Source organism: Pyrofollis japonicus (genome assembly GCF_033097485.1).
GTDB classification, from domain to species: Archaea; Thermoproteota; Thermoprotei_A; order Sulfolobales; family Pyrodictiaceae; genus Pyrofollis; species Pyrofollis japonicus.
The window spans coordinates 1,807,646-1,833,015 of sequence record NZ_AP028634.1 but is presented as its reverse complement, the minus strand read 5'-3'; the positions used below and the strand labels follow the sequence as shown (position 1 = coordinate 1,833,015).

At 45.8% G+C, this 25,370-nt stretch carries 28 protein-coding genes and 6 tRNA genes; 23 read left to right on the top strand and 11 right to left on the bottom strand.

The window, feature by feature from the left end; genetic code table 11:
• Positions 1–19: 19 nt before the first annotated feature.
• From SBG41_RS09625 to SBG41_RS09615, 3 genes are read left to right on the top strand one after another with little or no spacing between them, the layout of a single operon-like run.
• Positions 20–1,321 (top strand): phosphoadenosine phosphosulfate reductase family protein, encoded by a 1,302-nt coding sequence (locus tag SBG41_RS09625; RefSeq protein ID WP_317895325.1) that lies wholly within the window; start codon positions 20–22, stop codon positions 1,319–1,321.
• A gap of 8 nt (positions 1,322–1,329) precedes the next feature.
• Positions 1,330–2,013 (top strand): RNA 2'-phosphotransferase, encoded by a 684-nt coding sequence (locus tag SBG41_RS09620; protein ID WP_317895324.1) that lies wholly within the window; start codon positions 1,330–1,332, stop codon positions 2,011–2,013.
• Positions 2,014–2,021: 8 nt separating this feature from the next.
• Complete coding sequence (locus tag SBG41_RS09615) at positions 2,022–2,849, top strand: SDR family oxidoreductase (protein ID WP_317895323.1); 828 nt, start codon at positions 2,022–2,024, stop codon at positions 2,847–2,849.
• 14 nt (positions 2,850–2,863) lie between these two features.
• On the opposite strand, the gene SBG41_RS09610 is transcribed toward SBG41_RS09615, so the two are convergent.
• Both SBG41_RS09610 and SBG41_RS09605 read right to left on the bottom strand, forming a co-directional pair.
• A complete protein-coding gene (locus SBG41_RS09610) occupies positions 2,864–3,859 on the bottom strand; it encodes a 2-oxoacid:ferredoxin oxidoreductase subunit beta (RefSeq protein WP_317895322.1) in 996 nt (331 codons plus the stop codon).
• A complete protein-coding gene (locus SBG41_RS09605; RefSeq protein WP_317895321.1) occupies positions 3,849–5,777 on the bottom strand; it encodes a 2-oxoacid:ferredoxin oxidoreductase subunit alpha in 1,929 nt (642 codons plus the stop codon). Before SBG41_RS09605 ends, SBG41_RS09610 begins: the two co-directional genes overlap by 11 nt.
• A 132-nt stretch (positions 5,778–5,909) precedes the next feature.
• Between SBG41_RS09605 and SBG41_RS09600 the strand changes: the two genes are divergently transcribed.
• The gene (locus SBG41_RS09600; RefSeq protein ID WP_317895320.1) at positions 5,910–6,440 is read left to right on the top strand and encodes a hypothetical protein; all 531 of its coding nucleotides are present in this window, start codon (positions 5,910–5,912) and stop codon (positions 6,438–6,440) included.
• Between the two features lie 24 nt (positions 6,441–6,464).
• On the opposite strand, the gene pyk is transcribed toward SBG41_RS09600, so the two are convergent.
• Positions 6,465–7,871 (bottom strand): pyruvate kinase, encoded by a 1,407-nt coding sequence (pyk, locus tag SBG41_RS09595; RefSeq protein ID WP_317895319.1) that lies wholly within the window; start codon positions 7,869–7,871, stop codon positions 6,465–6,467.
• A 151-nt stretch (positions 7,872–8,022) separates the two neighbouring features.
• Here pyk and SBG41_RS09590 point away from each other — a divergent pair, with 151 nt between their 5' ends.
• The 3 genes from SBG41_RS09590 to SBG41_RS09580 all read left to right on the top strand — a co-directional run bounded on the left by SBG41_RS09590 (position 8,023) and on the right by SBG41_RS09580 (position 9,832).
• A complete protein-coding gene (locus tag SBG41_RS09590; RefSeq protein WP_317895318.1) occupies positions 8,023–8,400 on the top strand; it encodes a class II SORL domain-containing protein in 378 nt (125 codons plus the stop codon).
• Between the two features lie 292 nt (positions 8,401–8,692).
• On the top strand, positions 8,693–9,058 hold the full coding sequence (locus SBG41_RS09585) for a hypothetical protein (RefSeq protein ID WP_317895317.1): 366 nt from the start codon (positions 8,693–8,695) through the stop codon (positions 9,056–9,058).
• Positions 9,059–9,142: 84 nt separating this feature from the next.
• On the top strand, positions 9,143–9,832 hold the full coding sequence (locus tag SBG41_RS09580) for an RNA-binding protein (RefSeq protein ID WP_317895316.1): 690 nt from the start codon (positions 9,143–9,145) through the stop codon (positions 9,830–9,832).
• On the opposite strand, the gene SBG41_RS09575 is transcribed toward SBG41_RS09580, so the two are convergent.
• On the bottom strand, positions 9,829–10,626 hold the full coding sequence (locus SBG41_RS09575; protein ID WP_317895315.1) for a metal ABC transporter ATP-binding protein: 798 nt from the start codon (positions 10,624–10,626) through the stop codon (positions 9,829–9,831). The genes SBG41_RS09580 and SBG41_RS09575 overlap by 4 nt on opposite strands.
• Before the next feature lie 102 nt (positions 10,627–10,728).
• Here SBG41_RS09575 and SBG41_RS09570 point away from each other — a divergent pair, with 102 nt between their 5' ends.
• Genes SBG41_RS09570 through SBG41_RS09555 form a run of 4 tightly spaced genes read left to right on the top strand, consistent with a single transcriptional unit; the run spans position 10,729 to position 13,806 of the window.
• Positions 10,729–11,646: a metal ABC transporter substrate-binding protein gene (locus tag SBG41_RS09570; protein WP_317895314.1), complete on the top strand. Its 918-nt coding sequence runs from the start codon at positions 10,729–10,731 to the stop codon at positions 11,644–11,646.
• 22 nt (positions 11,647–11,668) lie between these two features.
• Complete coding sequence (locus SBG41_RS09565) at positions 11,669–12,541, top strand: metal ABC transporter permease (protein ID WP_317895313.1); 873 nt, start codon at positions 11,669–11,671, stop codon at positions 12,539–12,541.
• A gap of 8 nt (positions 12,542–12,549) precedes the next feature.
• On the top strand, positions 12,550–12,933 hold the full coding sequence (locus SBG41_RS09560) for a CopG family ribbon-helix-helix protein (protein WP_317895312.1): 384 nt from the start codon (positions 12,550–12,552) through the stop codon (positions 12,931–12,933).
• Positions 12,934–12,948: 15 nt separating this feature from the next.
• Positions 12,949–13,806 (top strand): protein-tyrosine phosphatase family protein, encoded by an 858-nt coding sequence (locus SBG41_RS09555; RefSeq protein ID WP_317895311.1) that lies wholly within the window; start codon positions 12,949–12,951, stop codon positions 13,804–13,806.
• Here the strand turns inward: SBG41_RS09555 and SBG41_RS09550 are convergent.
• The 4 genes from SBG41_RS09550 to SBG41_RS09535 form a co-directional block, all read right to left on the bottom strand.
• Entirely contained in the window at positions 13,803–15,872 is a 2,070-nt protein-coding gene (locus SBG41_RS09550; RefSeq protein ID WP_317895310.1) for a S16 family serine protease, read from the bottom strand. The two genes, SBG41_RS09555 and SBG41_RS09550, sit on opposite strands and share 4 nt — an antisense overlap.
• 233 nt (positions 15,873–16,105) lie before the next feature.
• Positions 16,106–16,193 (bottom strand) — tRNA-Leu (locus SBG41_RS09545).
• Between the two features lie 68 nt (positions 16,194–16,261).
• Positions 16,262–16,379: transfer RNA gene (locus SBG41_RS09540), tRNA-Ser, on the bottom strand.
• A 75-nt stretch (positions 16,380–16,454) separates the two neighbouring features.
• Positions 16,455–17,390: a spermine/spermidine synthase domain-containing protein gene (locus tag SBG41_RS09535; RefSeq protein WP_317895309.1), complete on the bottom strand. Its 936-nt coding sequence runs from the start codon at positions 17,388–17,390 to the stop codon at positions 16,455–16,457.
• A gap of 320 nt (positions 17,391–17,710) precedes the next feature.
• Here SBG41_RS09535 and SBG41_RS09530 point away from each other — a divergent pair.
• From SBG41_RS09530 to SBG41_RS09520, 3 genes are all read left to right on the top strand, one after another.
• A tRNA-Val gene (locus SBG41_RS09530) sits at positions 17,711–17,788 on the top strand.
• A 212-nt stretch (positions 17,789–18,000) separates the two neighbouring features.
• Positions 18,001–18,297: an RNA polymerase gene (locus SBG41_RS09525; protein WP_317895308.1), complete on the top strand. Its 297-nt coding sequence runs from the start codon at positions 18,001–18,003 to the stop codon at positions 18,295–18,297.
• Positions 18,298–18,418: 121 nt separating this feature from the next.
• A tRNA-Leu gene (locus tag SBG41_RS09520) sits at positions 18,419–18,506 on the top strand.
• A gap of 102 nt (positions 18,507–18,608) precedes the next feature.
• Here SBG41_RS09520 and SBG41_RS09515 read toward each other — a convergent pair.
• From SBG41_RS09515 to SBG41_RS09505, 3 genes are all read right to left on the bottom strand, one after another.
• Positions 18,609–19,166 (bottom strand): winged helix-turn-helix transcriptional regulator, encoded by a 558-nt coding sequence (locus tag SBG41_RS09515; protein ID WP_317895307.1) that lies wholly within the window; start codon positions 19,164–19,166, stop codon positions 18,609–18,611.
• An 88-nt stretch (positions 19,167–19,254) separates the two neighbouring features.
• Positions 19,255–20,445 (bottom strand): ATP-binding protein, encoded by a 1,191-nt coding sequence (locus SBG41_RS09510; protein ID WP_317895306.1) that lies wholly within the window; start codon positions 20,443–20,445, stop codon positions 19,255–19,257.
• Positions 20,446–20,814: 369 nt separating this feature from the next.
• Positions 20,815–20,893, bottom strand: a tRNA-Gly gene (locus tag SBG41_RS09505).
• 193 nt (positions 20,894–21,086) lie between these two features.
• Here SBG41_RS09505 and SBG41_RS09500 point away from each other — a divergent pair.
• From SBG41_RS09500 to SBG41_RS09460, 9 genes are all read left to right on the top strand, one after another.
• Positions 21,087–21,161, top strand: a tRNA-Phe gene (locus SBG41_RS09500).
• 209 nt (positions 21,162–21,370) lie between these two features.
• The gene (locus tag SBG41_RS09495) at positions 21,371–21,820 is read left to right on the top strand and encodes a 30S ribosomal protein S13 (protein WP_317896521.1); all 450 of its coding nucleotides are present in this window, start codon (positions 21,371–21,373) and stop codon (positions 21,818–21,820) included.
• 19 nt (positions 21,821–21,839) lie between these two features.
• The gene (locus SBG41_RS09490) at positions 21,840–22,370 is read left to right on the top strand and encodes a 30S ribosomal protein S4 (protein ID WP_317895305.1); all 531 of its coding nucleotides are present in this window, start codon (positions 21,840–21,842) and stop codon (positions 22,368–22,370) included.
• Positions 22,371–22,392: 22 nt separating this feature from the next.
• The gene (locus tag SBG41_RS09485; RefSeq protein ID WP_317895304.1) at positions 22,393–22,794 is read left to right on the top strand and encodes a 30S ribosomal protein S11; all 402 of its coding nucleotides are present in this window, start codon (positions 22,393–22,395) and stop codon (positions 22,792–22,794) included.
• An 82-nt stretch (positions 22,795–22,876) separates the two neighbouring features.
• Entirely contained in the window at positions 22,877–23,737 is an 861-nt protein-coding gene (locus SBG41_RS09480; RefSeq protein WP_317895303.1) for a DNA-directed RNA polymerase subunit D, read from the top strand.
• A gap of 14 nt (positions 23,738–23,751) precedes the next feature.
• Entirely contained in the window at positions 23,752–24,123 is a 372-nt protein-coding gene (locus tag SBG41_RS09475; protein ID WP_317895302.1) for a 50S ribosomal protein L18e, read from the top strand.
• 13 nt (positions 24,124–24,136) lie between these two features.
• Positions 24,137–24,619 (top strand): 50S ribosomal protein L13, encoded by a 483-nt coding sequence (locus SBG41_RS09470; RefSeq protein WP_317895301.1) that lies wholly within the window; start codon positions 24,137–24,139, stop codon positions 24,617–24,619.
• Entirely contained in the window at positions 24,616–25,077 is a 462-nt protein-coding gene (locus SBG41_RS09465; RefSeq protein ID WP_317895300.1) for a 30S ribosomal protein S9, read from the top strand. The genes SBG41_RS09470 and SBG41_RS09465 overlap by 4 nt, the downstream gene beginning before the upstream one ends.
• 7 nt (positions 25,078–25,084) lie before the next feature.
• On the top strand, positions 25,085–25,285 hold the full coding sequence (locus SBG41_RS09460) for a DNA-directed RNA polymerase subunit N (RefSeq protein WP_317895299.1): 201 nt from the start codon (positions 25,085–25,087) through the stop codon (positions 25,283–25,285).
• Positions 25,286–25,370: the final 85 nt, after the last annotated feature.

Below are 25,370 nucleotides of genomic sequence, written 5' to 3'. Positions count from 1 at the left end.
TTTAACAGCGATTAAAATATTGGATTCTAAGCCAGAACCCGTGGTTCCGGGAGCCAAGGTGGAGCGCTATCCTGCGCTGAAGAATGGTAGGGTTGTTGGTTACGTGTTATCCTCCGCCGACTTTACGGTACTCTATAGTAGTGAGGGAAAGCGTCTCGGATCGTATATGTGGATAGAGCCTTCAATAGCTCTGAGAATAGATGAATATATTCATAGAGGTATACTAAACGTTAATGGTGTAAAAATAGAGTATGCAAGGCTTGTTGAAGATATCCCTTGGCCTCTTTTATACGTTGTGAAGAGTGTTAGAGATTACTCAAAATGGGTTATAGATAAGCATGGTGATGAACTTCGAAATAAGACAATCATGGTTAATTTCAGCGGCGGGAAAGATAGTGCATCTGTTCTTAGAACTGTTGTAGAAATATCGAAGCTCCTTGAAGGAGTTAATGTATATGCAGTCTACAGCCATGTTTCGTTTCTCGAGGCTGTAAGGAATATTGATTTCGCGATTAGGGCTGCGGAAAAAATTGGAGCAGAAATAGAGGTTGTTGAAGCCGATCGCGATCTCATGAAGAAGCGGTTATTAGAGGAAGGATTGCCCTTCCGGGGGCGTCGATGGTGTACTTATATGAAGCTTCGGCCGATTAAGAAGCTGAAGAAGAAACGACGGCCACACATAATAGCTGACGGGGACAGAATGACGGAGGCATTTAAGAGATTCTACAGGCTTTACCACATGTCTCCTAAGTCTCCAAGACTGTATAGTGGGGGCAGGTTCCGCCCCATCTATGTCTGGACACTCCTTGATGTTGTAAAGGTTGTACGCGAGTCTGGTGTTGTCCACCCTGACTATCTTGATGGATTGCCTCGTGTTGCGTGCACTTTTTGTCCTTACAAATCCCTGCACGAGCTCGGGGACAATGCCTTTCGCCTAGTAGAGGATCCAGGACTCATAGAGGCTGCGATGAAGACGAGCTATAGGAGGCTCTATGAGCAAGAAGGTATACCTTGGGACGAGTTCCGGTCGCAGCATCTATGGCGCTTCCACCCGGTTCTTGCTAAGAAGCTCTATCTTGCTAAGAAGCACCTTATGAGCAAAGAGTTAGAGGAACTCCATGCAGCCAAGGTAGAGGAAATGTATAGAAGCTTATGGGTGGAGGAGCTTCCTAAGGCACCTGTAATTAATCCGGACAAGGCAGTAGAAGCTATCGCTTCAATCGTTCTAAGAGCCTATAGAGAGGCTGTTGACTTAGCGGAAGAAGCTACGAGAATTGTTAGAGCAGAGAAAACCCAGGCCCTAGACGATAAGGAAGTATAGGGAGCGCGTTGAAACCCATTTACCGATGCAGAGTTTGCGGAGCATACACAGAAGAGCCGATTCACTGCGGAAAACCAGCAGAACTCCTACTAAGTGCTGAACAGAGACTACGCTTAAGCAAGCTTATGAGCGCCCTTTTGCGCCATATACCGCAAGAGGCCGGCTTAAAGCTCAACAACGAAGGATGGGTTAGTGTTCACGAGCTAGCCCGCGCTATAAGGGAGAGGTGGAGAAATAGAGAACTCTATCAATGGGTTCGACCGGAGCATGTGGTTGCCGTAGCCCTTCTTGACCCGAAAGGAAGGTTTCAGCTTTCACCCGATAAACGGTTCATCAGAGCCGCTTATGGTCATAGCATAAACGTGCAGCTCAAATACAAGCCGCTAAGAGCAGAAGAGGCTCCAAAGATACTTTTTCATGGTACAGTGCGCTCTAAGCTTCCCTCAATACTGAAGGAAGGACTAAAACCGATGAAACGTATAGCAGTTCATCTTACAGATCGGCTTGAGGATGCTATTGAGACTGCTAAGCGTCACGGGAGAGATGTCGTTGTGCTATCTATTGATATCGAGTGCTTGTACAGCCACGGCATATACTTGGTAAAAGCTGGTAAAACGGTATACCTTGCTAGCCGTGTTCCCCCTGAATGCATTAAGATACTAAAGCAATTTTCAGTAACTAGTTCCAACTAGGATGCTACTTGCAGACGAAGTCGATACTAAATAGCCTCAGCGACCTTGTTAGAGGTAAACGTGTACTCGTTACAGGCTCGACTAAAGGTATAGGGTTCTATGCTGCAAGAGAACTGGCATCTCTCGGCGCAAGGGTCGCCATAGTTTCTAGAAGTCCCGAGAATGTTGACAAGGCCGTTAATGAGATACGGGAGTACAGTGACTATGAGCCTCTAGGTATAGTCGCAGACCTAACCACCAGGGAGGGCGTAGAGAAGGCTGTCTTTGATGCAGAGAAACAGTTGGAAGGACTTGATGGCATCGTTTTTAACATAGGTAATATCGGGTGCGAACCATGCTATCTGCATGAAGCTAGATACGAAGACTGGGTCGAAGCGGCACTGCGCCACACGGTTGCACCAGGCTATCTCGCCTCAGTCTTTGCACGCCTAGTTCTTGAGAAGAAACGCAAAGGAACCATTATATTCCTTTCATCGGTCTCCGTTAAGCAGCCCATGCCGATATTCGTGTTAGCTGACACGGCAAGGGCTGGCCTCGTTCAACTATCTAAGAGTATTGCACTACAATATGCGGATAAGGGTTTACGTGCTTTCACGGTACTCCTGGGAAGCTTCGATACACCAGGAGCAAGGAAGAATATTCAAAAAATGGCCGAAAGGCTTGGAATAAGCTTTGAAGAGGCATGGAAAAGATTCGTATTAGAAGCTACGCCTTTGAAACGAGTAGCAAAACCGGAGGAGCTTGGAGCGCTACTTGCTTTCCTCTTGTCTCCTTTCAGCGACTATATGAATGGTTCTACTCTCGTATTTGACGGAGTTTTAAGCAAATGTGCTTAAAAGGATAAAAATGATTATGTATTGACTTCTCTATTCTGCTTGTTGTTAGGCCTCGGTTTTACTCCGACAAGGTATCTTGAGAATATTGTTCTTAGATCCTTGGATGTAATAATGGGTTTCCCATCAACATCTATAGCTGTTCGTGCGGGAGGCCGGCTCCGGTATGACGGTATTCTGGTCTTTATTTTATCTTCTAGCGTAGGCCTGGTTTCGTCCTTGTAGAATATCCCTATTGGCACCCTTTCGCCCCATTCTCTTGCCTTTATAAGGGCTTTTGCGAGTTTTTCATCGCGTTCGCTGGGGTCTCTTACTATGGGATCCCAGTTTCCGCTCTCTTCTAGCTTATAGACGTGCTGCCTATACCACTGCGTGGTGTAGACATCGTTATATGTTACACATGGTTGGAGCACATCGATGACAGCTGATCCTGGATGCTTTATTGCCTCCTTTATGAGCCATGTGAGATGCTGTACATCCATAGCGTAGCCTCTTGCTACAAATGTGTAGCCCGAGGCGAGTGCAAGCGCTATTGGATTGACTGCGTCTTGGAGATTAGGCTTCGGGAGAGCCTTGGTTTTAACACCGCTGGGTAGAGTTGGGCTGGCTTGGCCCTTAGTTAGCCCGTAGACCTGGTTATCGTGTATTATTACTGTTATGTCTAGGTTTCTTCTGCCAAGGGCAACAAAGTGGTCGGCTCCGATGCCGAGTAGGTCTCCGTCACCGCCATCCACGATTACCGTTAAATCTGGGTTTGCGAGCTTTATTCCAGTTGCAAATGGTATTGCACGTCCGTGTAGTGTATGTATTCCATTTGCGTAGATAAAGTGTGGTGTCTTGCCGCTGCAGCCTATACCTGACACTATTGCTACTTCCCACGGCTTTAACTGGAGGTCAGATAGAGCCTTCTGTAGCGCCGTAAGTATTCCATAGTCTCCACATCCGGGACACCAGTCAACCCACACATTTGTTTTATAATCAAAGGTTTGCACGGCTTTAGTCTTAGGCTCCATATTTCAACACCTCTTTACGTGATCTACCTTCAAGGATATTCTTAACAGCATTCACGAGTTCGCCCACGTAAATGGGGCGCCCCGTCCACTTGAGCACAAAACGGTCTATGATGAAACCAGTGTTCATCGTGATAACCTTTGCTGCCATTGATGTGTAGTTCGCCTCTATAGCGATAATCTTGTTTCTTGGGTAGGAGTTGAGTATTCTTGCAACATAGTCTCTAGGAAATGGCTCGAACACTCTTATTTGAAGAAATGAGCCCTTTAGCCCCTCTTTTGCCAGAACCTCTAGTGCTTCAAGTGCTGCTCCTTTGACGCTCCCCCATCCTACAAGGAGGAAGTCCGAACCGTAACTGTACAGTTTTGCCCTCTCCTCCACCGGTATCTCTTTATCAGCGATTTCTAGCTTCTTCATACGCGCTTCGTGCATCTTCAGTCTGTTCTCCGGATCCTCGCTAATATGGCCATATTCGTCGTGCTCGTCGCCTGTATACCATGACACTGTTTCGTCGGCGCCGACAACGGCTCTCGGGCTTATTGGCCCCTTTGATTTGTCGAACCTCTTGTAGTTAGGGCCTCCTTTGTCTAGAAGCTGTCCACGGTCAATGTTCACTCTTTCTAGGTTCGGTGGCGTCATGGTTATTATCGAGTTTGCTAAGAACTTATCGAGCAAATGTATTACGGGCAACTGGTAGCGTTCGGCCCAATTAAGCGCCTTAATCGCGTCATAGAATGCCTCTTCGTGGTCCCCACTAGCGAGTATTATCCTTGGAAACTCGCCATGTCCGCTGAAGAGCGCTGAGAAGAGATCTTGCTGGCCTCCACGTGTCGGTAACCCAGTGCTTGGCCCCCCTCTCTGATAGTACGTTATTACTACGGGCACCTCGTTCATACCTGCCCATCCGAGAGCTTCAACCATGAGGTCAAAGCCTGGCCCACTTGTAGCGGTTGCAGCTCTTGCGCCTGTTAATGCAGCACCTATTGCTGAAGAGATGGCCGCGATTTCGTCCTCTGTCTGGAAGACAATTATGCCGCCGAACCCCTCCTTGTAAGAATCAAGGTCTTCGTGGGCTTCAAGCATGAAGCTCTCGTCGGCGGCTGGTGTTATGGGGTAATATGTTTGAACCCGTAAACCGCCAACAACCTTGCCCATAGCTACGCTATCGTTACCGCTGACTACAAAGTATTCTGCTGGCGGGTTTTCAGGGTTCTTTAGCCTAAACTTGTTAGCTATTCCCAGTTTCTCGCCGTACTCGTAAACTATTCTCGCTAGCTCCACGTTGTTTTCGATTATTGCTTTTCGACCCTGAAACCTCCTCTCAAAGCCTTCTCTCAACTCTTCTATATCGAGACCCGTCGCTAGAGCTATAATGCTTATTGGGATAGAATTTAGGTACCTCCTCGCCAAGTATCTTGAAATACCAGTCTTCTCTGCGAGCTTGGCAAGTAGTTCATTATAGTTTAATGGCAGAGGTTCGGCGCCTAAAACCTCGCTTGCATACTGTATCGCGCCTTCGACAGTTGCCGGGTATCCATACTTCGTTAATAGGCTTTGGACCCTCTGCTTTAGCTCATTCTCCATGCTGGGTATCTTGTCAATAGATGTTTTCTCAGTAGCCTTATCATACACTATTATTGTCCCCTTTGTGGCGTCAACGAAATGGGTGAGAACAGTTTCTGCATCTATGGCTGCTATTATGTTTGGTTCTTCGCGTGGAGCGCTTGGCTGCTTTTTAGACGATACTCTGATGTTAATGTAGCTATGCCTCCCCTTGATATTGGAGAAGTACTCTCGTGTTGAATATACCCTATAGCCTAGCTTTGCGTAAGCCGATACGAGTACTTGTGCGGCGGTCTCTAGCCCAGAGCCTTGTGGCCCCCCTACAATTATCCTTGCCTCTTCCAAGCTGGTGCTCAAAGCCATGTTCTACCCAACATAAATGATAGTCTCGTTCCATAATATATATTTAACGTGTGTTAAAATGAGTGTGCTTGGTCCGCGGCTACTAAAAATTAAAGCAAAATATGCAAAGATATTATGGGGAATAAATTGAGGCAAAGAGAGTGCACAATGCTCAAGATAGGGAATATAGCAAGCATCGTAGCAGCAATAATTATTGCAATACTCCTAACGGATATATACGGGTATGGGTACACGATACTATTTCGTGGAAAAGCACTAGTATTAGCCGTAACCCTAATCATTATAGGTATAGTAGCTGGTGGTTCTTACGCAAAAAGCGCAACGATTGCAAGCAAGTATATGCGAAGATTTGCGCCAATAGTGCTTCTCTTAGCGATTCTAGGAGTAGGGTTAGGCACAGCGGTTAACGAGACACTTGGTGCAACATTCCTCATTGCGGCGTATTTTAACGAGATAATGCTCGCCTATCCCTTATATAGGGAGCTTAAGAGCTACGAGAATACGGGTGCAATGCTCTTTATTAGCGGTGTGTCGCTCTTCACATTGACTCTGCCACTTGTCTTGTTGACAAAGAGGGCTGCTGTAGTGCCATTAATAGGCGACATAGTGAAAACAATAGGGCTCATCATTTTGCTTGCGAAGATGAGAAAGTGCTAGCAAGGCAAGTTAGATGTATTGGAATTATTTTTTGCACTCCATTAGGCTTGCAATGATCATTCTGTTTTCATTCTCTAAGCGATAAGCCTTTACCACTATGTCGCCTATTGATAGCTCATCCCTCTTACAGAGCTCTTCTTCTAGCTTTCTAAGCCCTTCCTCATAGCTATGAGCGGGAATTATTAGCGTTTCAAGCCCCCAGAGCAGTGATATGCGGCGTGCAATCTTTGCACTATTTGTCCCAACTACTACGCGTACCTTTGGTCTAGATGTTGCTAGCTTAGGTGGGAGAGTACCATGCATTGAGTAGATTAGTATTGCTTTAGCTCCCATGGTTTCTGCTGTCTCAACAATACTATTGGCATACGCCCATCGTTCCTCAACGGGTTTATACCTCTTAACAGAAATTGTTTCCTCAGCGCGTCTTAATACTCGTTTGAGCCACCTAATTGCTTCTATGGGATACTTTCCAATAGATGTCTCTCCGGTAAGCATGATCGCATCTACGCCTTGGCTAACTGCTACGTAAATATCAGTTATTTCTGCACGGGTAGGACTAGGGTTTTCGACCATGCTTTCAAGAACTTGTGTCGCAACAATTACGGGTTTGCCGAGCCTCCTTGATTGCTCAACAATCCTCTCTTGCAACAACGGTATTTCTTCAAGTCCATAATTCATTCCTAGGTCTCCGCGAGCAACCACTACGAGGTCAGCCTCGTCTACTATTTGAGGAAGATTTTCTATAGCGCTTTTGGTTTCTATTTTTGCTGCGACATGTTGGTCGCCTCCTTTTTCTCGGATAAGGTTCTTCAGCACCTTTAGATCGCGCGGACTACGGACATAACTCAATGCAATGTAATCAAGTCCCTCGCTTACTGCGAATGAAAGTGCCTCGAGGTCCCTTTGAGTCAGAGTAGGCAAGTCAACTTCTTTGCCTCTTACAACGATAGCTTTCCTTGAAGTTATCTTTGCTGGTGTAAGGGCCTCAACAACTGCTCTTACTCCCTCAACTCTAATGACACGTAGCTGGATTCTGCCATCGTCCATCACAAGCACGTCTCCATCGTCTATTACTTCAAAGAAGCGCTTCAGGGGAAGCGGTATCTCTTTAGAGTCGCCGCCAGCACTTTTCTCTGCATAGATTATTGTGGCTCTATCTTCAGGATTAAGAAGTACAGGTTCCTCCAAGATACCGAGCCTAATGCTTGGCCCTACTAGGTCGCCTATAATCGTTAGGGGTGTACCGGTTTTGTTTTCGACCTCCCTTATTGTATCGACATACTTCTTCCAAGCAGAGGGGTCTCCGTGAGCAAAATTTATTCTGAAACCATTAACGCCTAGAAGAACCATGCGCTCCACTATTGAGGGATTGCTTGAGGCCGGGCCTATTGATGCGATGATCTTTACGTACACCGTTATCTTACCAAGCATTGAGGCGGTAGCCAACTTGTTAATAAATTAGTCTAGAACCTTTTCTTAAACGCGAGTTAATGATACTAGGTTGTGCCATACTTTACAAACCCCATAAAACAAAAACTATTTCTGCTAACGCATAATATTACATGACAAATGGTGTAGAAGAATGGCAAAGAAATTCGGCGAACTCATATATACAAAGGAGACCGGCGGCCCTGTAGCTACAAAGGCCGAGAGCCACACACCCAAGCTTGAAGCACCAGACAAGGTGAAGAAGGGAGAACCCTTCACAGTAAAAGTAAAGGTAGGCCCTCATCCAAACGAGCCACAGCACTCAATACGCCGCATAGAGCTATGGTTCTACGAAGAGGGTAGAACATTCAACCCGATAAGGCTTGCAAGCATTGAGCTAGAACCCGTTTACGCCGAGCCAGAGGTAACGATTACAATAAAGCTCCAGAAAAGCGGAACAATCTATGCACTCGCTTACTGTAACCTACACGGTGTATGGGAAGAGAGAAAAGACATAACAGTTGAGGAGTAAAGCAACCTTAGCTTTTTACAAACTTTGTCCATCTATGCATTTATTGATTCCACCTCTTCGATTCTTCATACTTAGTATGGCCTACGTTCCACGTACCCTCTACGCGAGAATTCTAGACATGGAAAGAATCAGCACTCAAGACCATCTTCATCGCCTTTCAATTGCTCCGGAGGCGCGGGGTCATCATACTTATGTCATTGTCTCCAAAACATAGTATGGAGCATCAAAAGGGGTTTAATTGCCTCTGGTCTAGTGATTACCCTAGGAGCTTAGACGAGGGATGTAATGGGGCATGCAGAGCACCGATTCAGTGTCCTTTAGCGAAATAAGGCGAGCTTTGCGCGAGAAAGGTGTCTGCTCTAAAAGTGGCGTTGTTGAGGAAAGCGCTACGTGCTCGTTGATTTATTGCGATGGGGGTGACGGTATTCTAATTGCTGTTTTTATCGAAGGTGAGTGGGTTTATGCTAAAATCGTTGCAGAGGGGAGCGTAAAGCCCTACATGTGGCACTGTAATGAACTGCTTTACACGCCTTACGGCCTCTACGTGTTCACGAAAAACGATATAATGAAGCTAGTTGAGAGAATTAAAGATAAAAAGCAATGGGTTCTTGGCCAGCTAAGGCTCGTCCTTGAGCGCCTCGCGGAAGTAGAAGAATAAGACCTAGTAGCCGGGAGGCATAGTGTATATTTAAAACCTTAATTAACCTTAAAGTATCTAGAATGAATCGGTAGTGATGTCTCTATGAGTGATACTCGCAACGACTATCGGATCCTCGTAGCCGAGCATGCATTAGGGCTTTTGGAAAATATTGTGAGAACACGCAGTATACCTGGGGTTATTGAGTGGAGAAAGCTTGAAGAACTTATTCGCGAAGCCAGAAGCCTCCTAATGAGTATAAAATATAGCTTTCTGCCTCCACGGATGCTAGCAGAACATGAGGCTGTAAGAAAGCTGCAAGACTTATCAAAGGAAATAAGTAAGATTCTTTTGCCGTGGGATAAGTTACGCACAATAAGTCTTGATAAGAAAGCGAAAATGAGCATTGCACGCGCAAAATACGCTATTAGGATACTCTATGGGCTTCCATATAGGCTTGTACTAGGAGACGAAAACGACCCTCTATACGCGGTCGATATTGAGTGCGTAAAAATATTGAGCGTAGCTCGCCACCCGAATGCAGACAAACTCTATGTTACTCGTGCCAAGGGTGTTCTAACCTATACGATAGTGACCAATATAGAGGGTGTAAAGAGGGATGAGATAAGGGCAGCGGCCATACTGCCTCCAGTTGAGCTGCGTGGTGAGATTAGTGAGGCCATGTATTGTAGCGACGTGATTAATGACCCTAGTTGTGTCGGTAAAAGACCAAAACGAGAACTAATTGATTGGAAGGAGGTTGAAAAGATAATATACGAGATAGTGAGAGGCTAACTAGATATATGGCTATCACTTATATGTATGTGTCTCTCAACCCACATAATTGATTCGCCATAAACTTTCCCCAAAATGTCTCTTCTCAATACGCTGCTAGGCAAACCTGCAGCAACAATCCTTTTGTTAACCAGGACTATTTCCTTAGTATACCTCAACAAGAGCATTGGGTCGTGACTTGTAACTATGACAAGCCTTGATTCTGATAGTTCGCCTACAAGCTTGGCTAGTTCAGCTCTTCCAGCAGGGTCTACGGCGGAAAATGGCTCATCCATCAACAGTATCGGCGGGTCATACGCTATCGCCCGTGCTATAAAGGCTCGTTGTCGTTGCCCGCCGCTTAAGTTGCGTAACGGCTTATGCCAAACACTTTCGGGTAATCCTACTCTACGTAGCGCCTCGATGATCTGAGCTTTATCGCTTAGTAGCTTCCTAAGCTTTAACTCATAGAAGACAAGTTCCCAAGGAGTTAGCGGATAATGCAGCACGGTCGAGAGTATTTGCGGAACATAGCCGGTACAAGTACCGGCCTGCCGGGGATTACCTGTAACATCTATTCCACATATTTCTACTCGGCCTCTATAGGGTTTAATCAGGCCAAGAATTGTTCTCAAGAGCGTTGTTTTGCCTGCTCCGTTCGGCCCTAGTATCTGTATAAGACCTGGGCCCCGAAGGTCAAGGCGCTCTACCTCAAGTGCGATAAAGTCCCCATACTTAACTACGACGTTTTCTACTCGTATGTTTTGCTTAAAGTGTTCTGTTTCGGGTCTTGTGCTTAACTTAGTGCTAAGCATGCTGAAACCCACTGTGCACAGTTAATGAAAAGAGCTTTAAATTTGTGTGCACAATAGTAGCTAGAGGGGAATGCTAAGAAAGAACACAGAGGGATCCTGACTATGCAAGCACGGTCTGCAAGGCTCACGATAATCACACTGATAGTGCTTGCTGCGATAATAGCTGGGTACATTTTCTACGCAGGTCATGAAAAAGAGGCGGCTCTGAAAAGCTCTAAGGGAATAACCATACTCGTTACTTTCCACGACCTAGTAGATGATATAGATCAAGTAGTTTGTGAGGACGATAAAGTTTATAGTATCGCACCACCAGGTGTTGATCCACATACTTATTCGCTTAGCATTGACGATATAAAGAAGGCTAAAAAGGCGTCATTAATAATATCAACAGCCCATGCACCCTTCGAGCTTCAGCTTCGTGAGAAAATCGATAAGTCAAAACTCATCGAAATTCCTAGTATTCCGGGTATTAGGATAGAAAATATTGCTGGTACAAGTACTCCTAACCTTCACATGCCAATATATGATCCACAGAACTATATAATTTTCATAAAATATGTTTCAAGAAAACTTGCGCAAATCAATCCTGTTTGTGCGCAAAATTATACTGCAAATGCAGATAAAGTAATAAAATATGTAGAGGAATTGGCTAATAAGGCTCCTCGGCTTAATTTAGACGCGGTTGGTTCGACTCCATTAACGCAGTATGCCGTTGAATGGCTCGGTGTGAGGATCAAAGCGCTTCTAATGATTAGCCCCGAGGTCGGGGTCACTACTGAAAGCTACTCAAAGATAAAGGAAATGCTGGAAGGTAAGAAAGTAGATCTTGCAGTAATAGTTACAAAGGATCCCAACAAATGTGATCCGTTAACGAAAGCCGATGAGACGCTTAATGAGCTTGCGAACAAATATGGTGTCAAAAAGCTATGTGTTCCTGCCCCGTTTCTCCCGGGCAGTATTCCTTCGAAATTAGAGGTTATTGTGGCCCAAGCTTGGGGAATACTCCAAGAACAAGGATGAAGCGATGGGTGGTTTTATGAAAATGCGTATGCTTTGTGTACTAACCATTGTTTTCGCCTCTATTATGCTTTATTTATTTGGTAGTTATATCGAATGGGTGCCAGCTTTTTCCCTATTGGCTGCAGGATTGCTGCTCGGACTCGTATCCCCCCTCATTGCTGCTCGTAAGCTCTACTTTCTTGCAGGTGCAGCACCCCATTCAGGCCTCTTTGCAGCCCTTGGGGCAATTATAGTATCTTATCTCATTGGCATCGGGGTCTCCAATACTTACGCGTTGTACACTCTATCCATTATAATAGGTGTGCTTGCAATTTATATTGCAGGGTACATGGTGTTTAAGGGTGTTGACCCAGATATTGCGGCTTCAACTCTCATAGCATTTACTAGCTCTATGAGCGTAGTTGAAGCATATTATGTTAAGACAAGCCTTCCAGTACCATTCGATGTGCTCTCCGTAGTGTTCGGTGACCCCCTGCTAGTTACTAGCAAGGAACTCCTAGTCGTTATCGCGACCTTGGTTTTCGCCGTTCTTGTCGTCGTGTTTACTTATCACGGTCAAGTATATCTAGGCATAGATAGAGACCTTGCTATGCTTAGCGGTATAGAGCTCTGGGCCTATGATTTGGCACTGTTCACGCTTCTTGGTGCTCTTGTTGTCTCACTAATAAGGGTTGTTGGTTTTATTTTAGAACATATATTACTTTTGTTGCCCGGTGCAATAGCGTCTATATATGCTAAGAGTTCGAGGGATGCTCTTGTTGTATCAGTGCTTGTATCCCTTATAGCAACTTCGATAGGAATGCTCATAAGCCTCATTATTCCTATAGCGCCTTCGGGTGCAATCGGCCTTTCAATGCTTGGCGTATACGTTGTATTAATATTGTTAAAGAGGTAGCATAAGCCATGCCTCGGCGCCGATTTGGAGTCTCGGTTCCAGAGCATATAGCTAACTGGCTTGACAAACTCGCTAAACGTTTAGGCATAGATAGGTCACGCCTTGTTGAGCGCGCACTTGAGTCGTTTCTGCATGAGCATGCGCACTACTTGTATGAGCACGATTGTCGAGGGGTGATGATCGCTGTTAGTAAAGATGCTGGAGTTGATTTTGCAAGGATTGTTGAAAAGTATCGCGATATAGTTGTCAGCTCCCTTCATCAGCATATAGATGGTTTTTGTCTCGAAATTCTAGTTGTGAAGGGCCCCTCAACTAGAATTGCTGAGCTTCACTCGGACCTTGAGAACATAAGTAAATGCACCATACGTTATGTACCGTTTTCTGCAAAGTGACGAAGGTGATGTGTCATGACTTTCGAATGGGCTCCCGGTCTACGCATAAAATGGGTTCGTGAGAACAGGCTGGCAGTATCACCGATGCCTCGTAGAGGCGAGGAGGAGGAAATAGCAAATATGTTCAATACTGTGGTTTCACTTGCTTCGCCGAGCGAGCACGTGCTAAGCGGGGGGTATGATCCAAGAACTCTTAGAAACTTCAATAATACGATAAAAGTCATATGGAGGCCTATAGGAGAATATAATGCACCTACACTGATTGATACGGTAAAAATCGTTAAGGAACTCGTCGAGCCCGCTCTTGTACACTGTTTCAGAGGCTGTGGCCGTAGTGCAGTGATAGCTGCCTCATGGCTAATAGATGTTGAGGAGCTATCATTACCTGAAGCCTTGACAGAAGTAAGTCAACGCATAGGCTGTGGTATTGAGACTGCTCCTCAGCTTAGTGTTGTAGAGGCTTATTCTCTCGCAAAACGAGCCAATATAGTGGATAAACTCCGGGAATATGACGTTGATGACCCGGTGCCTGAATACATTCTCTTACTTGCCCTAAATTTGTCAATGATTAGTCGCCGCGATCCTGTTAAAGAGGCTATAGAATCTATTCAAGGTAAAACCCCGTTATCAGAGGCAGCGTCTATTCTTTCTAAGCACTTTGAATATAGTGTAGCACGCATAGCTTCAAGAAAGGGTATGCTCGAAATTAGTGTCTGGATTCCCCGTCGTGCGCATCCAGCGAATGCTAGACCGTTTAAGGAGAGTACTGAGAAGGTTAGGGAAGAAATTACTGAGCTAATATCCAACTATATTAGGGAAAGAATAGAGGTTTTGATAAATGTTTACCGGCCCGAAGACGTTCCATGGGTCTAGAGTGAAGATGGCCTTGTTCGCCCTATTATATAGCCTATAGCAACGCCTATAATGATCGATATTGTGGCGAGTTGCGCGTATTCAGCAATCGAAGGTCTTGTTTCTATAGTCGTTGTTTTTATCTCAGTTGTTGTAATGGTTTTTGTTGAGCTTAAAGTAATTGTTGTTGTTTTAGTAATATTTATTGTTTTTTCTATAATCGATGTTATAGTTTTTGTCTTAGTTATAACTAGTGTAGAAGGCGATGTTGTAGTTGTTGGTAATTTTCCTCTATGCTCTGATAGAATTGCTAGTAATAGTGCATAGCTCGAGGCCTGCATATTCAAAGCTATCCTGATAGCCATGTCTTGTTGTATTTCAGAGTACTCTGCGTAGAGGAGGGGAAGCACCGGAATGGTTCCTCCTTTATATGCAATGCCTATTAGGAGTCTTAGTGCGTCGCGTGAGGCCATTAGCATTTTCTCCACGTTTTGTTGCATAAAGAGCTGATATAGGGATGTTGTTGTTTCAGCTAGCGCTGTAACACTTAGCGATAATACATTGATGCTTGCAGTGAGGTTTTCGCCCCTGGTACTTCTTAGTAGTTCTTCTGCCTTTGCAAGAGCTTCGGGGGGTTGTGTCGGTACGCCAATACTTGAGGCAAGTGCTTGCAGATACGTCGCAGCTGATGACGCGATATAGTAGTATGTTCTCGCAAGAGATATTAAGCGGTCATTACTAATAGGTTGGCCTGCCCCTTGTAGGCTCAGCATGTTTGCCCATTGTAATGCTGTTAATGACCTGTGATATGCATAGACAGCATCATGTAACGCTGATATAAGTGCATCAACCCTGTTAAAGCCTAGGCTAGACCTTGCAGCACTAAGGTATTGATTTGCACTACTTATAGTTTCACGTGCCTCCGCAACCCTATTTTCAGTTGCAATAAGCACTTGTAAGCCTACATCGGTTATCCTGTTGCCCGTTATGAATTTAGATATAAGATTATTTGCTCCGGTTAATAGAGACCTTGATAGAGATAAGAGAGTAGTAGTTTCGTTTATAAGCAATTGTTCGGGGTTTTGCGACGAGAAGGCCTTGAGTAAGAGACAAGCAAATGTGGCGTCTATGGATGCCCCAAAGGCTCTTGATGCGGCTGAATATATGAAACCCTTCTTATGGAGAGCATTAGCTTCTTTAAGCAATGTATTTGCGTCTTCTATTAACCTTTTTGCCAAGCGTTGGATACTGGGACCGGCGTTATTTACAAGGCTTTTAGCACAAGTTATATTTGACTCCGCATACGATTCGAACATGGTAATTGTTTTCTCTAGATCGTCTTTAAGGCCTGGCAGCGCTTCGTAGATATCTATACTTATTTTCCTAAGAGATTTTGTCTTTTCCGCAAGTTCTTCGTCGTGTGTAGCTATAAGGTATGCTTCTAGAACAGTCTTTGCTTCAATGACCTTTACTCCAAGATTTTCTCCGAGCGCGGTAACGTTGACATATCTGCCTGTGTTCAGGTCAAGGGCTATTGATTGTCCGACAGGAACCACGAATACCTTAACTCCTTTCTCGGCCATTGCCTCGAGTTTTTGCGGTATTCCGCCAACGGGTCCAAGCGTTGTGTCCGGGTCAATCATTCCAGTCATCGAGAAGTTTTGCGGTATAGTCTTCCCCCTTAGGGCTGCTAGGATGGCAACAGCCATAGCTCCACTAGCGCTGGGGCCTCCAACAATAGTTGAGTTCGCTTCAAGGTGTACAAAGTAGTCATACATATAGAAGTTCTTTCCAGCAAGAGTAGCAGCTACTATTGCGGCTATCCTTGCTGCAGCTTGTGTATCAAGCTCTGTTAATGGATCAGCAGAAAAGTAAACAGTCCCGCTTCCAGGGTATGCTACTCTAACAACAAGCTTAGACGCTACACCGATATAGCCACTAGGCGTCTCGGCGACAGCCGGGACAAGCATTTCCACTGTTGTCATCCACTGATATGGTCTCTGAGCCGAGGCACCGATTAATGATGCTTGGAGCATGACTAGCGACAAGAAAACTATAGAAGTCGCTGATAATCTACCGAACCTCATGAATTCACCCTTATAAGCTGCAGAATACCTTTAGGCTAGAAACGTGTTTCGGATATCCATGTAAGATAAGCATGCCTGGTCTAGAATTGTGTGCTCAGCCTCCGCCATACTACATCATCTTCCGCGATCAGACCTAGCGAACCTCGTCACTACACCTCTTATCAGTGAGAAGAGGCAATCGTGTGTCCTTGGGCACGAGAATTGAACTCGTAGTTGGCTAAGCCAGATTGTTGTGGTGCGGGGGGTGGGATTTGAACCCACGCAGGCCTACGCCAGCGGGTCCTAAGCCCGCCCCCTTTGACCTGGCTCGGGCACCCCCGCACCCAGGCCTTCTCCAGGTATCTCTGTAGCTTCTCTTCTTTTGCGGGGAGTTTTTGTAGCTTAAGGTGTGGCGCCGGGGGCGGGATTTGAACCCGCGCGCCCCTTGCGGGGCAGTGGGTCTCCCGCTTCCATGCAGCCGGAAAAGGGTCTCGAGCCCACCGCCTTGGACCGCTCGGCCACCCCGGCGCCTAGTCTCCCATTTATAGTAGCTCAGAATCATGGGTAGGCACTTATCTCTTACTCGGTATGTGTGTATAAAGGTCAGATCGGGACAAACACTGGGTTATTGTCCGTTGCGTATTCTTTTACCTTTGATAATAGATTCCTTATAGGTTTTGGGAGTGAGAACATCCACATATGCGTTACTTCGTCATAGAATCGGAGCTTGCCTTCTATGCGCCTCTTTATGCGCTCAGCCACCGTATGCGGGCTTAGCTTTGCTGGGTCAATGCTCTCAGAGCCGCTCACGAACCCCCATAACCCATTGTAGCTTCGCACATATGTCACGTATGGCCTTGCTATGCCGAATACGCGCGAAATCGTATTGAATATTATCGCATAGACCCTGGGAGTCAGAGTCGGGGACGTCGCCTGCGTCACAATTATTCCTTTATCGCCAACAACGTCTTTGAGGATGGTGTAGAACTCAAGGCTATAGAGTCTCACTGCAGGGCCGCCTTCTGTCGGATCAACAAGATCAAGAATTACTGCATCAAAAGCCTCGCCGTTTTTAGCAGCTTTCTCGACAAAAGCCCGGCCGTCATCAATGACGAGTCTCAATCGATCATCGTTGAAGGCTCCCTGGTGCCACTCCTCTAGATATTTTTTAGCAAAATCAATGACACTTCTATCTATGTCAACCATTATCACTTCTTTAACAGTACTGTGTTTAAGCACCTCTCTTGCTGTAGCACCCTCGCCTCCGCCGAGAATAAGCACGCGCCTAGGATTATCGTGCGCTAGTAGTATAGGGTGTACTAGAGCCTCATGATACCAATGTTCGTCGCTGATACTACTTTGGACTTTTCCATCTATTATAAGCGATTTGCCTAAGCTAGCAAGCTCGGCAACCATTACTGTTTGGAACGCCGAGCTTGTATCGGCATATACCTTCTTAATCTCGCGGAAACATCCCTCGCCCTCACTAGTCCACTCAATAACCAGCCTCCATGGAAGCCTAGGACTCTTCTGCTCCAAGCTTGGGTCTCCCAACCGCCTCTAGCCCATTCTAGGGGGTTAAATGAGGAATGGAGTTACTCTGCATAGCCTCCTTGAAAACATTGCTCGGCCGCGCGGGTTCTCCTCATTTCATCTCGAAGAGCAGCCTGGGGCACTCGGCCGGTGGCTATATCCTCATCGAACTCCTTCAATTGTATTACGCAAATATAGTATCATCTACTACCATCCGCCGTTATAGAAACACTATAGCATGCAGAGGAGTTAAAATTAATCCCCTTGTAGCAAAAGACTTATTGAACCTCAGAAAAGGAGTAATTCTCAGAATATCATGGGTAGGTGGGCCCGTCGTCTAGCCTGGTTAGGACGCCGCCCTCACACGGCGGAGGTCCGGGGTTCAAATCCCCGCGGGCCCACCACAATACTTCTTCAATCTCTTATCCTCTCTTCACTCTGCGGACGCTTAGCATTCTTGACCATACGTTTATCGGTTGCCTATGCTGCGGTAGGGCATCACGTTGTCTATGAGTTCTGTATTTCTTCATATTGCGGAAAACATATATAGGGTCCTTTTGGCTATAGCGGCTTTGGCTTGTAGCCTTATTGAGCGCTTAAGCCGTGGGGAGTACCTTTGAAGTTCTGTCCGCGTTGCGGGGGCCTAATGATACCAGCTGGCCAGCAGGACGGCAAGATAATTCTCCGATGCACGCGATGCGGCTATGTTGAAGTCGTTGATGCGAATCAGTTAAAGGACTATACGATTAGAGAACAAACTTCCGCCGAGGAGCGAACAATTACTACGCTGAAGGTGAGCGAGGCTAAGAGGAAACCACCGAAGTCTCTAGAGGAGTGGGAACAAGAGCGTGAAGAGTATAGAGAAGTTCTTCAAGAACTTCTTCAAGAGGAGCTTGAGGGCGCTGAAGAATAATTTGACTTAATAAGGTATTGATTAGTAATGATTTTTGCCTAGGTTTGTTCTTTTCCTTGCAGCTCTTTGCAATAAGGCTTTAGATAGGCTGACCCTTTAGTATCATAAGTCTGGGAATGGTGCGGGGGTGCCCGAGCCAGGTCAAAGGGGGCGGGCTTAAGACCCGCTGGCGTAGGCCGGCGTGGGTTCAAATCCCACCCCCCGCACCAATCTCGGTAACGCCTTAGTGCATGTAAAAAAGAACTGAATTTGATAACGCGAACCCAATTCTTATTCGTGGCTTAAAATTAATCAGACTATAGGGATAGAGGCTACAAGAATTTCTTCATTATTCGTACAGCTTCGTCGAGGAGCTGAGGAGGTTCAAGTCCTTTTAATTCCTCTAGTTGTTTTGCAAGCTCATCTTCTTTAAGGACTTGGCTAAGCCATGTAGTCAGATATCCTGTCTTTAATACGTAGCTTAGTTCTTCGGGCTCTATAAGTCCGTAAACTATTGCTGCTGCTAGTTGACGAGCATCTTTAATTCTGAGAGGTACGAGGTTACCTTTATATATGAAATAGAATGGTTCAATAATTTGAGCTGACGATTTCGGCGCTTCGTCTGAGAACTCGAATTCTTCTGCTCTAACTTCTTCTTTCTTTTCTTCTTTTTCTTCTTTGGTTAGAAGCTTTAGTGCTGTATCAGTGATTCGTACTGTATTGCCTATTTTTTCGACAAGCCCCATTTTTTCGAGTTCAGCTACATATTTTCTTACGGTTGATGGCCTTAGACCAACTTCTCTTGCGAGTGTCGAGATTTCTACTTCTTTTTTCTCGGCAACGAGTCTAAGTAGTCGTCTTTTAGAATCCGTTAACGTTTCAATGCTCATTCTCCCACTCTCGTTTCTTTCACTTACCGTTCTTCATATTCTGGCTGCTTTCAATATTTAAACGGTTTTACTACGGGCATTGTTGATGCTAACAATTGTCACTGAGGCTTATTGTAACGATTTCTTTAGCTTGATTAGTTATAAGTAGTGCTTCTGATGGCTCTAACTTTGTGATTATTTCATAAAATTCCCTTAAATCAATAATTGTTTTGATAAAATTGATATCGTTTTCTCCAATAAGTCTATGTATGATTAATGTGTTTAAGTTGGCTTGTGCTACCAGTGGAAGCTGCGACGGAGAGTGTGTCACCACTATTAGGCCGAGATTGTATTTACGGGCTTCTTGTAAGATAATGGGGACAATGTCTAGGTCTAGTAGATTGTGTGCTTCTTCCACGACTACTGCTACATTGTTAATATCATTTTTTGTGTTAATTTTATAGAAAAACAAAGTATATAGGAGGTAGTATGCGTAAAGCCTTCTAATTTTCGCAGAATATATTGAGCTCAAATCATATATAATTATGTTTTTATTATATATAGAATTAATGGGTGGTTTCCCGTAAATAGTAAATAGTTCATGGAATCCGCTAGCAATCAGTGATTGTATCCTCCTTATTAGCGCTGCCCAGATCTCTCTCTCAGCCCTCGAAACAGAATAGTCTTGAGCTAGTTCTTCGTATAGGTGCAACAGAAGCTCATAGAGATAATATAAATCAACGTCAGAGTCCTTTTTGGCGCGTACCATATTCGATATTGACTCTAACATGCGTGAACCTATAGTGGACTCGGCTTTCTTTAAATCATTAGCATTTATACCCTTCCGATAAATGGTTAGAAGTATTGCCCCCAGTAATGAAGATTGATATATACTTAGATTAAGTATGCGTTCAAGTATTTCAAGAGAAACTTCTAGGGGGAATATATCGCTAATAAGCGGTAGCTTAGGCAAGTGTGGATAGGAGTAGCCTATGATGTTGCCTCTTTGGTTGTTCTTCGCCAGCCTGCTTAATATGCGCTCGTACTCGCCATGCCAGTCCAGTATTATAACGCTTGTATCGTAGTTGTTTAAACAGTAAGCTAATCTTGCGGCGGTATGAGTTTTACCTGATCCTGTGGATCCTACTATAAGAACATGACGTGTAACATCTTTGATATCAACACAGGCGTGCCTATCGCCGGCCCTTCCAAGCCTTATGCATTGTTTACTTCTATACTCTCCTTTTTCGATATAGTTAGCTCTAAGGAATGCTTCTTCGCTGGGCTCTGGGAACAGCAATAACCCGTTACTGCATTTCTTGATATCACGTACTTCTTCGATTTCGAGTCCCGGTGCCTCTAGAAGTGCGCGCGGAATAGATGCATCAGCCTCTATGTAGGAATAACATGAACCCTTCTTGCACAAGTAGATGTATTGGGCGTTGTGACTTCTAAGAACGTTATAGTACAGTTGTAAAACGTCATAAAATTTCTTCGAATACCCTTTGACACAGAAATAGCGTTTACGGTGAACTCGGAACATGTATGCCCAGAAAGAAGTGCACTATTTAATGGGCTGCTGGCAGAGCAAGCTGAAACTTAAGAGCCCGTTCAAGAGACGCCTGGTCCCGAAAGAATTAGAATTGAGTTGGAGATATAGAGTAGGGGTTGGTGCGGCGGCCGGGATTTGAACCCGGGATCACCGGCTTGGAAGGCCGGCGTCCTAGTCCAGGCTAGACGACCGCCGCGCTCTCCACGTGAAGATAGCTTATACCCAGCACAGGGGGTATATTTGCCTTGGTGGTGCTGAGAAGAGGGTCTCTCGACTCTCGAAGAGGATGAAGAGAGCCGGAAAATCTGAGCCTCACTTAACAAAAACTATGTTGTTTAGGGATAAAGTCTTAAGAAGGGGTTGTACTATTGTGAGTCTTCCACGGGGGTGCCGCCGTAGCTCAGCGGGAGAGCGCCCGGCTGAAGACCGGGCGGTCCGGGGTTCGAATCCCCGCGGCGGCACCAAGCCGGTCCACTGTCCTTTCTTCTCCTGCGTTATTGGCGGCAACTAACTAATATAGGTGTAAGCACACTTTTCTGCCCTGCTATGATGAAGACTTGCCCATATGAGCCCTTGGAAGGGCTTTGATGCCTACCGTGGCGGCTGAGCAGCTTTATTTATAGCGGGGGTCTGTGTAGGCTTTCAGCGGGTTTGGGTAGCGAGGTGGTACGGGCTGAGCGAGCAGCAGTATCGTTACATCGTTAGGATAGCTGGAACGGATATTCCGGGCGATCTAAAGGTACCTTATGGACTGGCCAGGATTAAGGGAGTTGGAGTAAACTTAGCGCTCACTCTCTGCCGTCTACTAGGTATAGACCCGCATAAGAGAATAGGCTTCTTAACAGATACCGAGATAGAAAAAATTGAGAGCGCACTTTCCAATCCATTAGCTGTAGGCGTTCCCGTATGGATGCTTAATAGGCGTAAGGATTACGAAACCGGTAAAGATATACACCTCGTCGGTGCTGACTTGATATACTATGCTCGTCGCGATATAGAGAGGGAGAAGAGGATAAAGAGCTGGAGAGGTATACGCCATGCACTAGGACTCAAAGTGCGCGGTCAGAGAACAGCTACGACAGGTCGCCTCGGCATGACTATTGGTGTGAAAAGGAGCAGGTAGCGGTAAAGGGTGAACATGTATGGGTGATCCGAAAAAGCCTAGAAAAACCTGGGTTGGTCCTAGGCATCCTTGGATTAAGGAGCGTCTCGTTCGCGAAATAGAACTCCTTGGTAAGTATGGTCTAAGAAACAAGAGGGAGCTTTGGAAGCTAGAGACACTAGCTAGGTACTTCAGGCATCGTGCGCGAAGTCTACTAGCTCTCTCGCCGGAGGCGAGGGAGAAGCAAGCAAAACTGCTTCTTTCAAAACTCTACGAACTCGGTGTGTTGCCAGAAAATGCTACGCTAGACGACGTTCTCGGGCTAACAGCCGAGCACTTCCTTGAGAGGCGCCTCCAAACAATAGTCTATAAGAAAGGGCTGGCACGCTCAATCTACGAGGCCCGTCAATTAATCGTTCACGGCCATATAGCCCTTGCCGGGAGGCGTATAAGAAGCCCTGGCTACCTTGTTAAGAGGCACGAAGAAGACCTTATAGATTATGCACCCACAAGCCCTCTTAGAGCACGTCTTGTCCAAGAAGAAGGTACATCCGAATCACAGGCTCAGTGATTAACGAGGGGAGGTGAAGCCCATGGCATTTTCAGCGCGTGAGATCAAGTGGGGTGTTGCCCACATATACTCAAGCTACAACAATACAATTATCCATATAACAGACCTTACTGGTGCAGAGACAGTAGCAAGAGCAAGCGGAGGCATGGTCGTAAAAGCTGATAGAGAAAAGCCGAGCCCATACGCGGCAATGCTAGCTGCTAGCAGAGTAGCTCAAGAAGCAATGGAGAAAGGCATAGTTGCGCTCCACATAAAGGTGCGTGCACCGGGAGGACATGGGCCAAAGACACCAGGTCCTGGCGCTCAGGCAGCTATAAGAGCGCTTGCAAGAGCAGGGTTCATTATCGGCAGAATTGAGGATGTAACGCCGATACCACACGATACTACTCGTAGGCCAGGTGGCAGAAGAGGACGCCGCGTCTAAAACAGCTTTTTACAACCTTATGCAGCTTTATCCGTACATCGATTGTTAGGCCTGATAGTATAGTTAAGAGGTTATATGTTCCATGTCCTCTGGCGCGATAAATGGAAAGGAGATTTGCATTCTTGACAAGACAGCTAATATAATACGCATTTATATGAAGAATATTCCGTTACCACTCGTAAATGCTATACGGCGTGCAAGCTATACTGAAGTGCCTGTGATGGCTATAGACTACGTTGAAATATTTGAAAATAACACCGTCCTCTACGACGAAATAATAGCTCATAGACTCGCAATGATACCACTCACAAGCGAGGATGCTCTTGAGAAGTATAAGCGGCCAGAGGAATGCCAAAACGCTAGACTCGGTGACCCCGACTGTTACGCTGTTCTAAGGTTAGAGATAGAAACGGGCAATGAGGAACGCATGGTGTATAGCGGAGACCTTGAAGCAACTGATCCCGATGTGAAGCCTGTTTATGAAAATATGCCTATAGTCTTAATGGCCCCTGATCAGCGCCTACGTTTACAAGCGTATGCCAGATTAGGTTATGGAAAAGAACACGCAAAGTGGATGCCGGTAAGCGTTGCGGCACATAGGTACGTGCCTGAGCTAGAGTTCAATATAAACGACATGGATAATGAATGCCTCAAATGTATAGAAATGGGCTACCCCGATATAGCGGAGATCATAAAGACCAAGCAGCAGGGTAGAATAAAGATATTGAACGATATCAATACATCTGGTCTTTATTGGTGTATTACAAGGAAATGCTCCAAGGGTGTAAAGCTGACGTATAATGATAAAGAGTATATTTTGAAAGTAGAGTCAACTGGTGCACTTCCTCCTGAGCGAATACTTATTGAGGCTGCTAAGGCGGTGGCTAGGAAAGCTGAAAACCTCCTAGCACAGATTAGGGAGCTACGCCGGGAGCAAAGCTAGGGGTGTGACGCTGTATGCAAGCCGTCAAGAGAACGGGGCCAACGAATATAGTATTGAGGATGACGCTCAGAAAGCTGAGAAGCGCTGCAAATAAGTATAAGGCACCTATCTGGCGATACGTTGCTGAGCTACTTGATAGGCCACGAAGATTGCGCATTGAGGTGAACATAAGCAAGATAAATCGCTACACGAAGCCCGGTGACACAGTAGTTGTTCCGGGCAAAGTATTGGGCGCTGGGACTTTAGATCATCCTGTGACCGTCGCGGCGGTAGCATTCAGTGAGGAAGCCGTAAGGAAGATAACAAGTGCTGGCGGCCGTGTTATTCACGTACTTAAGCTCATAGAGGAGAACCCGCGTGGAAGTAATATTAAAATCATAATATGAGTTGGTGAAAACCATGAGCGTCAAAGTGGAAGCTCCTAGACCTCCTGAAAGAGTACTCTACATTGATGCATCGGACCAGGTGCTGGGAAGGCTTGCAGCTGCAGTAGCAAAGAAGTTGCTTGAAGGCTACAGAGTCTATGTAGTAAATGCCGAAAATGCAGTCATAAGCGGTGACCCTCTAAGAGTATTTAGGAGTTACAGAATATGGTGGGAACTAAAGGTCCACGTAAATCCATATAAGTGGGGCCCCCACAGACCACGCTCGCCAATATTCATACTAAGAAAGGCCGTTGCAGGCATGCTTCCTAAAGAGAAGCAAAAGGGTAGAGAAGCCCTACGTAGACTCAAAGTATACATTGGTGTGCCCAAGGAGCTCCAGGGCAAAGAATTCACAAAGTTCGAGTTCGCTGATGCCCGGAAGCTGGGACACAAGTTTATACGTGTCGGAGAACTTGCTCAGAAGCTCGGCTGGAAGGGGGTGCTTAGCAAGCAATGAGCAGCGAAGCAGTAAGGCCTCGGCTGCTAGGGGCATATCTCCAAACCGAGAAGCCGGTGAGAATAGTCGTAGCTTCTGGTAGGCGTAAGACAAGCATAGCCAGGGCAGTGATCAAGCCCGGCAAGGGACGCGTATGGATAAACGGTGTGCCGGTAGAGCTATGGCCTATAGAAATGGCCAGGTGGAAGATGATAGAGCCCCTCCTATTAGCGGGCGAGGATATAGCAAACAGTGTCGATATTCGTGTAACTGTTCGCGGCGGCGGGTATATGAGCCAAGCAGATGCGGTACGAATGGCAATTGCGCGTGGGCTTGTAGCGTATACTGGTAGTGAAGCGCTCCGCAAGATATATGAGGAGTATGATAGATCAATGTTATCGGGCGACCCCAGGCAGACAGAGCCAGAGAAGCCAATGCGCAGGAGTGCTAGAAGACGTTGGCAAAAAAGCTACAGGTGATACAGGCTTGATAATTCCAATACGTTGTTTCACGTGTGGTGCACCGCTAGCACAATACTGGGAGGAATTTTATAGAAGAGTAAAAAATGGGGAGGACCCAGAAAAAGTCCTTGACGAACTTGGTGTGAAAAGATATTGTTGCAGAAAGACTTTGCTTGCTCATGTGCCGGCAATATATGAGGTACGTCGCTTCAAAAGAATACTCTAAGTAACCTCTCGTTGCCCTTCTTCAACTATTCCATGTTTTGTCGTTATATTCTTTCAGCATTCTACTTCCCTCACTCATATTCTTA

Excerpts from the sequence above, each read along its gene's own strand:
- SBG41_RS09480 (WP_317895303.1), top strand. The coding sequence starts at position 22,877 with ATGTCCTCTGGCGCGATAAATGGAAAGGAGATTTGCATTCTTGACAAG.
- SBG41_RS09580 (WP_317895316.1), top strand. The coding sequence starts at position 9,143 with ATGAGTGATACTCGCAACGACTATCGGATCCTCGTAGCCGAGCATGCA.
- SBG41_RS09550 (WP_317895310.1), bottom strand. The coding sequence starts at position 15,872 with ATGAGGTTCGGTAGATTATCAGCGACTTCTATAGTTTTCTTGTCGCTA.
- SBG41_RS09575 (WP_317895315.1), bottom strand. The coding sequence starts at position 10,626 with ATGCTTAGCACTAAGTTAAGCACAAGACCCGAAACAGAACACTTTAAG.
- SBG41_RS09590 (WP_317895318.1), top strand. The coding sequence starts at position 8,023 with ATGGCAAAGAAATTCGGCGAACTCATATATACAAAGGAGACCGGCGGC.
- SBG41_RS09585 (WP_317895317.1), top strand. The coding sequence starts at position 8,693 with ATGCAGAGCACCGATTCAGTGTCCTTTAGCGAAATAAGGCGAGCTTTG.
- SBG41_RS09570 (WP_317895314.1), top strand. The coding sequence starts at position 10,729 with ATGCAAGCACGGTCTGCAAGGCTCACGATAATCACACTGATAGTGCTT.
- SBG41_RS09560 (WP_317895312.1), top strand. The coding sequence starts at position 12,550 with ATGCCTCGGCGCCGATTTGGAGTCTCGGTTCCAGAGCATATAGCTAAC.
- SBG41_RS09470 (WP_317895301.1), top strand. The coding sequence starts at position 24,137 with ATGAGCGTCAAAGTGGAAGCTCCTAGACCTCCTGAAAGAGTACTCTAC.
- SBG41_RS09475 (WP_317895302.1), top strand. The coding sequence starts at position 23,752 with ATGCAAGCCGTCAAGAGAACGGGGCCAACGAATATAGTATTGAGGATG.
- SBG41_RS09515 (WP_317895307.1), bottom strand. The coding sequence starts at position 19,166 with ATGAGCATTGAAACGTTAACGGATTCTAAAAGACGACTACTTAGACTC.
- SBG41_RS09485 (WP_317895304.1), top strand. The coding sequence starts at position 22,393 with ATGGCATTTTCAGCGCGTGAGATCAAGTGGGGTGTTGCCCACATATAC.
- SBG41_RS09565 (WP_317895313.1), top strand. The coding sequence starts at position 11,669 with ATGCGTATGCTTTGTGTACTAACCATTGTTTTCGCCTCTATTATGCTT.
- SBG41_RS09465 (WP_317895300.1), top strand. The coding sequence starts at position 24,616 with ATGAGCAGCGAAGCAGTAAGGCCTCGGCTGCTAGGGGCATATCTCCAA.
- SBG41_RS09490 (WP_317895305.1), top strand. The coding sequence starts at position 21,840 with ATGGGTGATCCGAAAAAGCCTAGAAAAACCTGGGTTGGTCCTAGGCAT.
- pyk (WP_317895319.1), bottom strand. The coding sequence starts at position 7,871 with ATGCTTGGTAAGATAACGGTGTACGTAAAGATCATCGCATCAATAGGC.
- SBG41_RS09610 (WP_317895322.1), bottom strand. The coding sequence starts at position 3,859 with ATGGAGCCTAAGACTAAAGCCGTGCAAACCTTTGATTATAAAACAAAT.
- SBG41_RS09555 (WP_317895311.1), top strand. The coding sequence starts at position 12,949 with ATGACTTTCGAATGGGCTCCCGGTCTACGCATAAAATGGGTTCGTGAG.